15 protein-coding genes are annotated in these 13353 nt (G+C 65.7%); 7 read left to right on the top strand and 8 right to left on the bottom strand.

Annotated elements, in window-relative coordinates; translation table 11 throughout:
• The 3 genes from V7Q81_RS10740 to V7Q81_RS10730 all read left to right on the top strand — a co-directional run.
• A partial coding sequence (locus V7Q81_RS10740; RefSeq protein WP_333843050.1) for an energy transducer TonB occupies positions 1–416 on the top strand: 416 nt, incomplete at its 5' end.
• A complete protein-coding gene (locus V7Q81_RS10735; protein WP_333843047.1) occupies positions 413–1318 on the top strand; it encodes a DUF6279 family lipoprotein in 906 nt (301 codons plus the stop codon). The genes V7Q81_RS10740 and V7Q81_RS10735, both read left to right, overlap by 4 nt.
• Position 1319: 1 nt before the next feature.
• A complete protein-coding gene (locus tag V7Q81_RS10730) occupies positions 1320–2060 on the top strand; it encodes a hypothetical protein (RefSeq protein ID WP_333843044.1) in 741 nt (246 codons plus the stop codon).
• A gap of 27 nt (positions 2061–2087) precedes the next feature.
• Here the strand turns inward: V7Q81_RS10730 and V7Q81_RS10725 are convergent, their stop codons facing one another.
• From V7Q81_RS10725 to V7Q81_RS10710, 5 genes are all read right to left on the bottom strand, one after another.
• Positions 2088–2429, bottom strand: a complete 342-nt coding sequence (locus V7Q81_RS10725) for a c-type cytochrome (protein ID WP_333843042.1) — start codon at positions 2427–2429, stop codon at positions 2088–2090.
• Entirely contained in the window at positions 2426–3682 is a 1257-nt protein-coding gene (locus tag V7Q81_RS10720) for a PQQ-dependent sugar dehydrogenase (protein WP_333843040.1), read from the bottom strand. Before V7Q81_RS10720 ends, V7Q81_RS10725 begins: the two co-directional genes overlap by 4 nt.
• A gap of 171 nt (positions 3683–3853) precedes the next feature.
• Complete coding sequence (locus V7Q81_RS10715; protein ID WP_333843037.1) at positions 3854–3988, bottom strand: hypothetical protein; 135 nt, start codon at positions 3986–3988, stop codon at positions 3854–3856.
• A complete protein-coding gene (locus V7Q81_RS16110; RefSeq protein WP_442954810.1) occupies positions 3955–4116 on the bottom strand; it encodes a DUF2917 domain-containing protein in 162 nt (53 codons plus the stop codon). Before V7Q81_RS16110 ends, V7Q81_RS10715 begins: the two co-directional genes overlap by 34 nt.
• Positions 4117–4292: 176 nt before the next feature.
• Positions 4293–5525, bottom strand: a complete 1233-nt coding sequence (locus V7Q81_RS10710; RefSeq protein ID WP_333843034.1) for a GGDEF domain-containing protein — start codon at positions 5523–5525, stop codon at positions 4293–4295.
• A 220-nt stretch (positions 5526–5745) separates the two neighbouring features.
• Between V7Q81_RS10710 and V7Q81_RS10705 the strand changes: the two genes are divergently transcribed.
• Entirely contained in the window at positions 5746–6273 is a 528-nt protein-coding gene (locus V7Q81_RS10705; protein WP_333843052.1) for an HNH endonuclease, read from the top strand.
• 45 nt (positions 6274–6318) lie between these two features.
• On the opposite strand, the gene leuA is transcribed toward V7Q81_RS10705, so the two are convergent.
• The 3 genes from leuA to V7Q81_RS10690 form a co-directional block, all read right to left on the bottom strand.
• Positions 6319–8007, bottom strand: coding sequence for a 2-isopropylmalate synthase (gene leuA, locus V7Q81_RS10700; RefSeq protein WP_333843032.1), 1689 nt, complete (start codon positions 8005–8007; stop codon positions 6319–6321).
• A 243-nt stretch (positions 8008–8250) separates the two neighbouring features.
• Positions 8251–8604, bottom strand: a complete 354-nt coding sequence (locus V7Q81_RS10695; RefSeq protein ID WP_333843028.1) for a hypothetical protein — start codon at positions 8602–8604, stop codon at positions 8251–8253.
• 37 nt (positions 8605–8641) lie between these two features.
• Positions 8642–9772, bottom strand: a complete 1131-nt coding sequence (locus tag V7Q81_RS10690; RefSeq protein ID WP_333843025.1) for a PQQ-dependent sugar dehydrogenase — start codon at positions 9770–9772, stop codon at positions 8642–8644.
• A gap of 172 nt (positions 9773–9944) precedes the next feature.
• Between V7Q81_RS10690 and V7Q81_RS10685 the strand changes: the two genes are divergently transcribed.
• From V7Q81_RS10685 to V7Q81_RS10675, 3 genes are all read left to right on the top strand, one after another.
• Positions 9945–10535, top strand: coding sequence for an RT0821/Lpp0805 family surface protein (locus tag V7Q81_RS10685; RefSeq protein WP_333843023.1), 591 nt, complete (start codon positions 9945–9947; stop codon positions 10533–10535).
• A gap of 540 nt (positions 10536–11075) precedes the next feature.
• Positions 11076–12701: a hypothetical protein gene (locus V7Q81_RS10680; RefSeq protein WP_333843021.1), complete on the top strand. Its 1626-nt coding sequence runs from the start codon at positions 11076–11078 to the stop codon at positions 12699–12701.
• A gap of 185 nt (positions 12702–12886) precedes the next feature.
• Entirely contained in the window at positions 12887–13090 is a 204-nt protein-coding gene (locus tag V7Q81_RS10675) for a cold-shock protein (protein WP_333843018.1), read from the top strand.
• The last annotated feature ends 263 nt before the right edge of the window (positions 13091–13353 follow it).

Below are 13353 nucleotides of genomic sequence, written 5' to 3'. Positions count from 1 at the left end.
GACTTGGGGTGGAGACGGTCCCGACGGTTGAACCCCCGGCCCCGCAGCGGGTCCCAGTCGAGACGTTCCGAAGGAGCGCGCAGGAGAAAACGCCGAGCCCCTCTCACCGAGGGGCTCCGGAGGTCACGCCGCCGAGTTACACGGCGGATTACCTGCGCAACCCGCCGCCCGAGTACCCCCTGGTCGCGCGGCGGCTCGGGCAGGAAGGATCGGTGGTGTTGCGGGTGAAGGTGGATCCGTCCGGTGCCCCGGCGGAAGTCCACCTGACGCAGAGCTCGGGCGTTATATCCTTGGATCAAGCTGCCCTGGAAGCGGTGCGGCGCTGGACCTTCGTTCCCGCCCGTCGCGGCGAAGAGGCCGTGGCAGCTTGGGTAGAAGTGCCGATCCGGTTCCAGCTTCGTGAGGGCAGGAAATGAGGCCGCCGATTCAAAACATATCGATCCGCTTTCTCGTTCTGGCGCTGGGGTTGCTTGCTCTGTCCGGATGCAGCCGGATCGATCTCGCCTACCGCAATCTGGAGCTGCTGCTGCCCTGGTACGTGCAAAGCTACGTGGAGTTGACCGACCGGCAAAGCGCTCTGATGCGCACCCGGGTGAAGGAGCTCAAGCGCTGGCATTGTGCCGACGAGCTCCCCGTCTATGCCGCGTGGGTGCGCCACGTGAGCGAGGATCTGACCCAGGGCACCACGGTGGAGCAGCTGGAAGCCCGTTATAAGGAATTCCAGGCGGCCCTCGACCGGCTCTATACCCAGGCAGCGCCCCATCTCGCCGAGCTGCTTTCCAGCGCTAGCGCCGAACAAGCAGAGGCCGTGATTGCCAGCTTGGAAAAACGGGACGAGAAGTTCCGCACGAGCTGGGTGGAGCTTTCTCGCCCCGAGCTGGAGGCCAAGTATGCTGAATGGATGGGCAAGCACTTGGAGCGCTGGCTGGGCCCTCTCACCGAAGCCCAGAGGCAGCAGGTCAACGCCTGGAGCCGATCCTTAGTCCCCACTGCCCGACAGACCCTGGCCTACCGGCAGCGCTGGCGCGAGGCCCTTGCCCAGGCATTGAGAAGCGGCGATCGGCCGGAGCCGCTGCGGCGGCAACTGGAAACGCTACTCTCCCATCCGGCGCTTCTGGAGCCGCCCAGTCGGGCCCAGGATATGACGGCCAATCGGACCCGGACCTGGCACTTGTTGATGGAGGTCGCCGCTACGATGACGGCCGAGCAGCGGGAGACCTTGCGCCAGCGCACCGATGCCCTGAGCCAGACCCTAGAGCGCATGAGCTGCGGCCAGCAACGCAGCCGGGCTGACGCTGCACCCCCTTCCTCGGGATGAAATGAAAAAGGTACTTCTGGCCGGTCTCCAGCCCGCCGGCGCGCCTTCTCTGCTGTCCCAGGTGGGGGAGCACCTGAGCCAATGGTTTCCCGGGCGCGTCGTCCTGGATCCTCGGGAACTGCCCCAGGGAGCGCACGGGGAGCGGCTGATGGAGGAGATTCTGGCGCGGTGCGGCGCGGTGGTGGTGGTGATGGAGGAGGGCTCGGGCGGCATCGGCGCCCTGGCCCAGAACGATTTCGAGGAAGACGGTCTCTTGGCGGCGGCCCTCCGACGGGGGATGCCGATGGTGGTGGTGCACCCGGACGGCGCCCCTCTGCCCCAGGCGTCTCGATGGCCGGTACCCCTTCGCCCCATGGCCCAGGCGCAGCATGTCCCGGTGCGCAGCGCCCATCGACGGGAGGACCTGGATCGACTGGTCCATCAGCTCTACTCCCTGCTGGGCGAGCACTACCCTGGGCGCCTGGAAAACTGGTTGGCGTCTGCGGCGGGCCTTGCGGCGTACAACGAGCTGCAGCGGGCCGTGTTCGCCTTCGCCCCGGTGCTGCTGGCCGCCGTCACCGTGTGGATCGGGCTGCGTTCCTACATCGGCGAGATCCGGGCCGCCCTCCTGCTGGGGGCCGTGTGGTTGACCTGGTCCATCGGAAAGCAGTCGGCGAGGCTCGCCTGGCTGGCCCATCTGGGGGCCGTGGTGGCGATCCTCTGCATCGCCCTGGAGTTCTACGGGATCCTGTCTCCTCGTTGAGGGTTCCGGGCCTTGCGCCGGGCGGCGTCACCGGGGCGGTTTGACCACGATTTCGATCGACTGGTAGTACGCCGCCAGGTCGCGGATGTCCTGATCCGACAGCCCTTTTGCCACCACAGACATCATTTCGTCTTTGCGCGCGCCGGAGCGATACTCCTTGAGCGCTTTTTCTAGGTACACGGCGTTTTGCCCCGCGAGTTGGGGGGCCTGAGGGATGCGGGCCAGGCCGTCCAGCCCATGGCAGGCCTGGCACTGGATCGCCTTCTGGCGCCCCGCTGCCGCGTCCCCGGCGTGAGCCGGAATGGCAGCCATGAGGACCGCCAGCGCCAGGACTTTCCAGGCGCCGCGGCCCATGCCTCGATCGGTCATGGGGCGTAGGCGATGCGATAGATCGCGCCCGCGAAATCGTCGGACACGAGAATCGAGCCGTCGGCAAGCTGGGCTACGTCCACCGGCCGGCCGACGTACTCGTTCTGCTCAGTGAGCCAGCCCTCGGCGAACACTTCTGTTTTGTCCGCAGTCCCGTCCGGCTTGAGGGAGGTGAACATGACCCGCGCTCCAATGGGCTTGGTGCGGTTCCAGGACCCGTGTTGTGCCGAAAAGATGCCGCCGTGGTATTTCGCCGGAAACATCTTGCCTGTGTAGAAAATCATGCCCAGGTCTGCCGCGTGGGCGTCCATTTCCACCTGGGGAAACACTACGTCCGGCGGCGGGGTAGAGTCCTTGTATTCTTCGGTGCGCACCTTGCCGCCCCCGTACCAAGGAAAGCCGAAGTGCTGGCCCGGCTTGGTGGCCCGGTTGAGCTCTCCGGGCGGGATGTTGTCGCCCATCCCGTCTACCTGGTTATCGGTGAACCAGAGGGTCTTGTCTTTGGGGTTAAAATCCATGCCCACTGAATTGCGGATGCCTCGGGCATAGACTTCCCGGTTCTTCCCGTCCCGGTCCATGCGGATGATGCCGCCGATGCCGACCCGATCGTAGAGGGCGAGTTTTTCCTTTGGGGGCACGTTGTAGGGCTGGCCCAGGCTCACGTAGAGCTTGTTGTCGGGGCCGATGCGGCAGACCCGGGCGCCGTGGTTGTAGCTTTCCTCCTCGATGGGTATGAGCTCCCCCTGGCCTACCACCTTGAAGGCGGCGACATCCGGCCCTTCATAGAAGAATTCGGCCGCTGGAAACACCACTACGCGGTTATGCTCGGCGACGAACAGAAAACCGTCCCGGGAGAAGCACACTCCGTTTGGCACCTGCATCTCCAGGGACGGGGCGAAAGGCTTTACCTCATCGGCTACCCGGTCCTTGTCCCGGTCGGTCACAGCCCAAACGCGAGTCTTGCGGGTGCCGACGAACACGACGCCGGTGGAGGGACCCACCGCCATGTGCCGGGCGTCGGGCACCAGGGCGTAGAGATCGATCTTGAAGCCGGGTGGGAGCTTGATGCGTTGCAGGTTTCGCTTGATCGCCTCGGCCTTGGGGCCGGTCTGGGCGACGGTCTGGATATCCAGAGGCGTGCCGGTGGTGCGAAAGCTCGAGAGCTTCTCCAGGTTGCTCTGTGCCGCCGCGGGACCCGTGCAGGCCAGCGCGCCCACAATCAGGGCGGCAGGCAGAATGTCTCGTTGGCCCATTTTAGCTTCCTCCTCGGTGGTTGATCGCGCGTAGGCTCAAGCGCGCGCTTCCATTCTAGAAGGCCCTGCCGGCTCGGCAAGGCGGTTTAGGTTCCAGAAAAGCCCCCAGCCAGGCAGGAGTCGCGGCACAAAGGCCGCAAAGCAAGCGCGAAAGGAGCGGCCTCGGTAACCCTACCGCCCGGGCGCCCGGCGCTGCGCTGGCATCGGGCGGAATAGAGTGGCGAGGGAGGGCTGCATGGCCTCGATCAGAGTGAGCCCCGGTGCTCTCACCGTCATCGCCTGCCCGGCGGCGATGAACCAGTCCACGGGTCGCCCCTCTGGGTGGTCCACAGCAGACCCGAGAGGCAGGCGATGCGCGCGCTCTGGCTTTCGCGCAGGCCCACGATCCGGCCTTTCTCCAGGAAGAGCGCTGTCTTGCTCGGATGGGCACCCATGCAGCAATCATAGGGAGCCGCCCTCACTGATCACAGAATCAGAAATCCGCTTTTACTTGTGGAACAGTTCCAGACTCGGAAAACCGCGCCGGAAAGCGGTTCTGGCAACTGTGTCTTTGACACGGTTGCGGCCGGGCCCATGATCGAACGGGCGCGCCCTCCTGCGCTATCCCGGGTCAGCGGCTGACCTGGTTGCGCCCCCGGCGCTTAGCCCGGTAGAGCGCCTTGTCCGCCGCCCGCAGCACCGCTTCGGGGGTGGTGTAGCGCTCGTTCGGTTCGGCCACCCCGATGCTGACCGTGACCGAGACGTAGGTGTCGGGAACGCGCTGGCCCCGCTCTCGCCGTCCCGAGCGCTCGTTCGCGGGGCGGTCTTTGCCGCGCACTGCCAGTTTGTACCCGGCCACCCGGGCCCGCAGGGCTTCCAGGTGGGGCAGGGTCTCCCGCAGGGTCATGCCCGGAAAGAGCAGCGCAAACTCTTCGCCGCCAAAGCGGTAAGGGCGGCCGCCTCCACCCATCTCGGCGAGGCGAGCGGCCACCATCCGCAGCACCTGGTCGCCCACGTCATGGCCATAGGTGTCGTTGAAGCGCTTGAAATGGTCCACGTCCACCATGGCGAGGGCATAGTGGCCGCTGAGACTCATCAACCGTTCATTCAGTGCCCGACGGTTCGGCAACCCCGTGAGTTCGTCCCGGAAGGCCATCCGGTAAGAGTCCCGGAGCAGGCTGATGAACAGGATGAGCGCCGCGGCGGCGGCAAACGCGTTGGCTGCCATCGGCTGCGCCAAGGTGTAGGCAAAGCACGTGAAGGCCGCCAGGGCGCCGGCGAGCCCGGCCTCGTTGGGGGAGCCGCGAGCCCCGAGCCGGATAGCGATCGCCAGGAAAGCACCGGCGACAGTGAGAACCCCGAGCTGGGGGATGGGGGGCGAGCCGGGCAGGGCCAGTGCGAAAAGCCGCTGCTCAAGGAGGTTCAAAAGATAAAGGTCCTGGGCGCGGGCCAAGGCCGCTACCAGGGTGGCCTCGCCCAGGATCAGCACCAGGCGGCGCAGGCCCCAGACGTTGAAGATGCCCCGTTCGGGCAGCCACGCTAGCAGGGCCAGGTTGAAGGGCACGAGAAGGCAGATGCCCACGTAGACTGTTCGCGCTGCCACGCTCCCCAGGTCCGGAAGGATGATCAGTTTGTAGCCCAGGTAGGCGGTTGCGAGGGTGAGGGTAGCGAAAAAAGGCCGGCTACGGTTAAACCCCAGGCTGGTCAAGGCTGTGACCGCGAGCATGGCGTAAGCCCCGTAGGTCCGCAGCGCCACCACGGCCGGAGGCAGCCGCGCGCCATAGTGCACCAGCAAAAAAGCCCCGAGGATCACGGTGGCAGGGACACCGATGGCAAAAAGGGCCCGGTTCAGGAGGGTGATCAAGGTCGGTTGGGAGAAAGAAGGGCCGGGAAGGTCGAAGAGAATTATAGTCCGGGGGCAAGCGCCCGCTCTCCTTTGGCGCCGACCGGCGGTTCGGCTCCGACGATCGGCAGAAGGATTTTTTTGGATTTTGTGGTAATTTCTTACATGGCGCGATTTTTGCAATCGCGCACCGCAACAGAGGCCTATCGTGACCTGGATTCTGGCAGTCAACCTGGCCGGGATGCCCGACCGGTGGTTGGAGGTGGAAGACGCCATCACCTACCACGCCAAGGGAATGGTGGCCTGGTCGGTGGGCAATCTGGTGTGCACCTACCACGGGGGGGTTTCCCGGCTGACGGGGGTGCGCTCGGAGCTGTCCACTCGCTCCATCATCGCCATCAAGGGCACTGATTTCATGCCCAGCCGGGAACGGGAACCGGCGTTGACCAACGCCGCCCTATTCGCCCGTGACCGCTACCTTTGCGCCTACTGCGGCCACCAGTTCCGGGAGCGCCAGCTCTCCCGGGACCACATCATCCCCCTGTCCCGAGGCGGCAGGGACCGTTGGATGAACGTGGTGACCGCCTGCAAGGTCTGCAATGGCAAGAAAAACAACCGCACCCCCGAAGCGGCGCGCATGAGCCTGCTCTATGCGCCCTACGTGCCCAGCCGTTTCGAGCATCTGATCTTGCAGAACCGGCGCATTCTCGCCGATCAGATGGAATATCTGATGGCGAACGTGCCCAAGCACAGCCGGCTGCACTCCTAAGCGGCCAGACGGCCCGTTCGTGCGCGTTTTTCGTGAGGCAGCCGATCAACCCTGGGCTGCTACGGCACGGGGCGCAGCCTCCCCCGCCTGGGCCAGCGCCCGGTTCACGCCCGAGACGATGGCCTTGAGGGAGGCGGTCACGATGTTGGGGTCCACGCCCACTCCGTAAAGAGTGGGTCCGTCTCCCAGCTTGAGCTCCACATAAGCGGCCGCAGCAGCAGCGGCTCCGGCACCGATGGCGTGCTCGTGGTAGTCGAGTACCCGCACTTCCTCCCCTAGGGCGTGCACGAAGGCGTCGATGGGCCCATTGCCCCGGCCCCGTAAGGTACGACGGCGACCCCGTTGCTCCAGCTCCACCGTGATTTCCACGTCTCCCTCTTGCCGTTCGTTCACGTGATGGGCGAGGTAGCGATACGGGTCCGACACCTCCAGGTATTCGCGGCGGAACAGCGCATAGATTTCCGAGGCAGTGACTTCCTTGCCCGAAGTGTCGGTGAGCCTTTGCACCACCCGGGAGAATTCGATCTGCAGCCGGCGGGGAAGCTGCAGCCCGTAATCCCGCTCCAGGAGGTAGGAGACGCCGCCTTTGCCTGACTGGCTGTTGACCCGGATCACCGCCTCGTAGCTGCGGCCCAGGTCGGCCGGGTCGATGGGCAGGTACGGCACTTCCCAGGGAGCGTCGGGCCGCTGCACCGCGAAGCCCTTCTTGATGGCGTCCTGGTGCGAGCCCGAGAACGCCGTGTACACCAGGTCCCCCGCGTAGGGGTGGCGCGGATGCACCGGGAGCTGGGTGCAGTACTCGACGCAGCGGCGCACCTCGTCGATGTCGTCGATGTGCAGCCCAGGGTGGATGCCCTGGGAGTACAGGTTCAGCGCCAGCGTGATGAGGCACACGTTGCCAGTTCGCTCCCCGTGGCCGAAGAGGCACCCCTCCACCCGGTCGGCGCCGGCCATCAGCCCGAGCTCTGCGGCGGCGACGGCGCTGCCCCGGTCATTGTGGGGATGCAGCGACAGCACGATGGATTCTCGCTGTGCCAGGTGGCGGTGCATCCATTCGATCTGGTCGGCGTAGACGTTGGGGGTGGCCACCTCCACCGTGGCCGGCAGGTTCAGGATCAGCTTGCGCTCGGGCGTGGGCTCTACCACGGCAGTGACGGCGTTGCACACCTCCAGGGCGAAGTCGAGCTCAGTGGCGGTGAAGGTCTCGGGGCTATACTCAAAGCGCCATTCGGTTTCGGGCCGCTGCGCGGCGAGGCGCTTGACGAGCGCCATACCGCGCACCGCCATGTCCACCACCCCCGCCTTGTCCTGCTGGAACACCACGCGGCGGAACACCGGTGAGGTGGCGTTGTACAAGTGGACGATGGCCCGCTTCGCTCCTTTGAGCGCCTCGAAGGTGCGCCGGATCAGGTCTTCCCGCGCCTGGGTGAGGACCTGGATCCATACCTCTTCCGGCACCCGATCCTCCTCGATCAGCCGCCGCACGAAATCGAAATCGGTCTGGGAGGCGGAGGGAAAGGCAACCTCAATTTCTTTGAAGCCCAGGCGTACCAGAAGCTCGAACAGGCGCAGCTTGCGCTCCACGCTCATGGGCTCGATCAGAGCTTGATTGCCGTCGCGCAGGTCGGTGGACAGCCAGATGGGTGGCGCCGCGATCGTCCGGCCGGGCCAGGTCCGGTCGGGAAGGTCGACCGGCTTGAAGGGTCGGTATTTTTTTGCAGGTTCCTGCACCATGGTGACGCTCCTGGGTTTGTGTGGTCGAAAAGCTTCCCCGCCCCGAGGGGCGGGCTGTTACAACGCGAAGGGAAAGAGGAAAGTCGTCAGCGCCCGAGCAGGCGCAGCAGCAGCCCCGCAAGCAGGAGGCTTGCGGAAAGAGCAGAAGCGAGAAGGCGGGTCGAGGGACCGAGCGCCTGGCTGCTGATCGGAATCATGACGCGATGATGCCCCAAAACGGGGCGGCTCGGCAAGTCCCCAAGCCTAGCGGACAAGGCGCAGGTAAAGACAGGTCGCGCCCATGACCGCCACCACCGCGGCGCAGAGGGCCGCCCCGAGTCCGAGGGCGCTGCCCAACACGGTCACGAGGGGTGGTTCGGCCCCCGAGGCGGCCTGGGAGACGATCTGCAGCAAGACCAGCAAAGTGGTCAGGATCGCGCTCCAGCGGACGGTGTGGGCGAGCAGAAGGCCGAGCTGGGCCCGGTTGTGCCGATAGGCGGCGGCACGCTCCAGAGGAGAGCCCCGCAGCACGTCCCGCAGCAGCCCTCTGGGCCAGGGAAAGCGCTGGATCAGGGAGTCGCCGGGGGAGGCGAGGGCGCGGCGCGGCCAGGTCTTCATTCCATCATGGTGGACTGGTAGCGCCCGCGATGCAAGGCTATCGGCCCGCGGGCTCCAGCCGGGCGAGAATGCCGTTCCTGGCGTCGGTCAAGACATAGAGGTAACCGTCGGGACCCGTGCGCACGTCCCGAATCCGCCCCAGGCCTCCCTTCAGCAGGCGCTCTTCTTCGACCACCCGTTCCCCCTGCAGCCGCAGCCGCACCAGGCTCTGATCCTTCAGCGCTCCCACGAACACGTCTTCGCGCCAGCGAGGAAACTTGTCGCCGATGTAAAAGGCCATGCCCGAGGGCGCGATGGAGGGCACCCAGTAGTGCAGCGGCTGGGCCATGCCGGGTTTGTGGGTGCCTTCGCCGATTCGGGTGCCGATGCCGTATTCGACCCCATAGGTGATGACCGGCCAGCCGTAGTTGACGCCGGCCCGGATGACGTTCACCTCATCGCCCCCCTGGGGCCCGTGCTCGTGGGTCCACAGTTCGCCGGTTCGCGGATGGAGCGCCGCCCCCTGGACGTTACGGTTGCCCAGAGAATAAATCTCGGGCCGAGCCCCGGACCGGCCCACGAAGGGATTGTCCTGGGGCACTCGGCCGTCCTCGGTGAGCCGCACGATCTTGCCGGCCAGGTCGTCGAGCCGTTGGGCGCGCTCCATCTCGCCCCGGTCCCCCAGGGTGACATAAAGGTGACCTTGCTGGTCGAACACCAGGCGCGAGCCGAAGTGGCGCCCGCCCCCCGATTTGGGCGTCTGGCGGAAGATCACCTCCACGTTTTCCAGGCGGTGGCCGTTGAGCCGTCCTCGCGCCACCTCTGTTCCGATGCCCCCATCGCCCCGGGCGGAATAGGAGAGATAAACGAGCCGGTTTTCGGCGAAGCGGGGATGCAGAGCCACATCCAACAGTCCTCCCTGGCCGTAAGCCGCCACCGGGGGCACCCCGTCGATAGGCTGGGGATCCAGGGTGCCCTCCGGGCCGATCAGGCGCAGCCGACCGGGGCGCTCGGTCACCAAGAAGCGGCCATCGGGGAGAAACGCGAGCCCCCAGGGATGGTCGAGCCCTCGGGCGAGGGTGACCACCCGGAACGCATGGGCTTGGGAATCATAAACGGCCTCCGCACCGGCGATCTGGGCGCAGAGGAGGGCAGGCGCAAGGAGGGCGCGGCCTATGGAACGAATCATGCTTTCTCCTCGTCAAGCAGGACGAAACCGGCATAACCCGTTGGTGGGCGCTACGCTGGCTGAGTTCCAACGTGCCGAAATTTGTAAGTTCCCGACTCGGCCCTGTCAGCCGGTGGGGCAGTGGCCCGTTAACCTATGTTTAGAGTTCGATTCAGCGGAAAGGAGGCTCTCCGTGGAGAAAGGAGGCGTAGTGAGGGATCGCGGAATAGCGGCGGCTCTGCTGGTAGCCCTGCTGGCGGGGGCAGCGCCTTCACCGGCCTGGGCAGACCCGCCTCCCTGGGCCCCGGCCCATGGGTGGCGCAAGAAGCACGATCCATACTACGTGGGCTACTCCGGCCACAAATGGCCCCGGGATTACGGCATTCTTTCGGGGCGCTGCAACCGAGAGGCCATCGGCGCCGTACTGGGCGGCACGGTGGGCGCCGTGGTGGGCTCCCAAGTGGGTAAGGGTGAAAGTAAGGTCGCCGCCATCATTATCGGGGGCGTCCTCGGCGCGGTGATCGGGGCGAGCATCGGCAGAGAAATGGATCGGGAAGACCGGGCTTGCTTCGGCCATGCCCTGGAGCTGGCAGCGGACCGCCAGACCGTCACCTGGAGCAATCCCCAGGGCGTTACCTATGCTGTGACGCCCCTCAAGGGCTTCACCCATGAGGGCCGCAAGTGTCGTGAGTACGAGAGCGTGGTCACGGTGGAGGGCCGGAAGGAGCGGGTCCGGGGCAAGGCGTGCCAGGTGGGCGAGGGAGAGTGGCAGGTGATCGGTTGACCCCGGCGGCCCGGCTCGCCCAGACGAAAAACCTGGCCCTGTGCCGGGTTTTCCTTTTCATAAGCGTCTCGTTTGCACCTCAAACGTTCCATCGGGTGCACGCCATGGCGCTCCCATGAAACGCCCCGCAGGGGCTCGTCCCGGGAGGCGCAGCGTGCCTCGGCCTGCGGGATGTCTCCGACGATCATGGTCTTGGCGTGCCGTCGCCCTTCGGACGGCCAGGTCCGGGGGTAGCTTGGCTCCAGGGCGGCGATGGCCTGGGCGACCCCCATGCTGGGCGACGACGAGATTTCCGCTTCGGTGAACGGCGAAAACTGAGGCGGTCTTGGAACGCGCTGGTACTGCGGGTGGAAAAGGGGGGCGCTTCGCCGCCCAGGGGTTTCACGGAAACGCCCGGTGCCGTCGGCAGCCTAATGCAAGGACTGGTCGCTGAAGGATCACTTTCGCGCCCCTTTGCTTCCAGCTGTCGTTTTCCCGGCCGGAGGGTCCGGTCCGGACATAGAATGCCCCTCGGACGGGCGCATGCCGCCGCAGACCTCGATGCTGACCGCCGCCTACCACTGGGTGGACCGCAACCTCCTGTCTTTGGGCCGGGAGCTACGGCTCTCCTACCTGCCGCCTTTGATGGTGTACATGGCGGCGGGGATCTCCGGCCTCACCGACATCGTCGGGACCTTCTTCGTCAAGGATTACCTGGGACTTTCAGCCGCGTTCTTGGCCGCCCTCGGGTTTTGGGTCAACATTCCCTGGGCCCTCAAGATGCCTCTAGGGCACCTGGTGGACCTGGTGTGGCGCTGGAAAAGCGCCCTCGTTTACCTGGGAGCGAGCCTCATCGCGGCGAGCCTCCTCATCATGGTGGGGCTCATCGGTCACCGGGAAGCCCTGGTCGCTTTCATGCCGGCAGAGGCATGGTACGTGCTCTCCGCGCTTCTCGCTCCCGTGGGTTACGTGCTCCAGGACGCGGTCGCGGACGCCATGACGGTGGAAGCGGTGCCGCGGGTGGACCCGGACGGACGGCCCATCGAGGCGGCCACCCGCAAGGGTATGCACACCACCATGCAGACCCTGGGACGGGTGGCCATCATCGGGGGCGCCGTGCTGGTGGCGCTTATCAACCTGTACGTGTTCTCCGGCACCCACGCCCTGCCTATGGAAGCCAAGGCGCAGATCTACTACCGCGTCTATCTGATGGCCCTGGCGATTCCTGCCATCTCGGTGGCGGGCGTGGTGATCCATTCGGTACGCAAGCGCCGCGACCTGCGGCGGCTTGCAGCCCAGGGCTACGACAGGCGGGCGGCGGAGGAGCTGGTGCTGGGGCCCGTCGCGCGCCCAGCTCCCAACGGCTGGATCCTGGGCGGAGGCTGCGCCTTCGTGGTTTTCACCGTAGCGCTGGGCCTGAGCAACGTGCCCTACAACCAGGAGCTGATCTTCGTCGGTTCCCTTGCCATTGTCCTCTTTCTCATCGGCCGGCTCACCCGGGAGCTGGAAGCCGAGGCGCGCGCCACCTTGATCGGAACGGCGGTGGTGATCTTTGCCTTCCGGGCGGTGCCCACGCCAGGGGCCGGACTCACCTGGTGGATGATCGACGAACTGGGCTTCGACGAGCATTTTCTGTCCGTGCTTTCCCTGATCGGCAGCGCCCTCACCCTGGTGGGCATGTTCATCTTCCGTCGCTTCATGGCGGAGCGTTCCATCGCTTACGTGGTGGGTTTTCTCACCATCGCCGGCACACTGCTCGCACTGCCCATCGTTGGCATGTACTACGGGCTGCACCGGTGGACCGCCGCCGTGTCCGGCGGCCTGGTCGACGCCCGCTTCATCGCCGTGGTGAATACCGCCCTGGAATCGCCTCTAGGGCAGATCGCCATGATTCCCATGCTCGCCTGGATCGCCAATTCGGCGCCCGCCAACCTCAAGGCCACGTATTTTGCCGTCATGGCTTCGTTCACCAACCTGGCCCTTTCGGCGGCCCAGCTCGGCACCAAGTATCTCAACCAGGTTTTCGTCGTCACCCGGGAGGTGCGCGATCCCGCCAGCGGATCGGTCTTGGTCCCTGCTGACTACAGTGAGCTGGGCCTGCTCCTCGTCGTCCAGACTTTGATCGGCTTGGCGCTGCCCTTCGCCGCCCTCGCCCTCGTTCGCCTCGCCCGATGGCGCACCGGGTAGGGGTTTTTCCCGACAGGCTCCTCTGGCGGCGCAAGCGTTTGACACGGGGGCGACAGTCGGCTAAAAAGGCGGCGTGTTCGCTGCAAGGTTTGCACCACCGGTTGGCGGTTCGCAGTCTTGTGGGTCCGACATGGGAACGCGGTTTCGGCCGCGGGTTCGTTCTGTTTTTTTGAAAGGATTGTGTAATGGCCACCGGTACGGTGAAATGGTTCAACGAGGCGAAGGGCTATGGTTTCATCACCCCCGATGGGGGTGGCGAGGATCTTTTCGTGCACTTCTCCGCGATCCAGGGCAAAGGCTTCAAGACCTTGAAAGAAGGGCAGAAGGTTTCCTTTGACGTCACCCAGGGTCCCAAGGGCAAGCAGGCGTCCAACGTCAACCCCGCCTGAGGCCGCCGTCCGAACGTATTGAAACCCCGGCGCGATCGCGCCGGGGTTTTTTGTTTCTGGCAAAACCTACCCGCTAACCCGAGACCCACGCCTTGCCTCCGGGGTTAGTTCCCTGTGAGCGGCGGGGCCCCTCGCCGGGAGGCTCGCGTCCGCCGCCTCTTTGACCCTTGTTCTCTTTGCGGAGCGTGGGGTGAGGAGGGGCAGTGGGGAGCGTTGGGGGGGTCGGCGGCTTTTCGGGCGCTCGCCTTGCCGTCGATCCCCGC

This window comes from Pelomicrobium sp., from assembly GCF_036803785.1.
Classification (GTDB): Bacteria; Pseudomonadota; Gammaproteobacteria; order Burkholderiales; family UBA6910; genus Pelomicrobium.
Note: the sequence above shows the minus strand (reverse complement) of the source record. Positions and strands in the feature narration are given on the sequence as shown.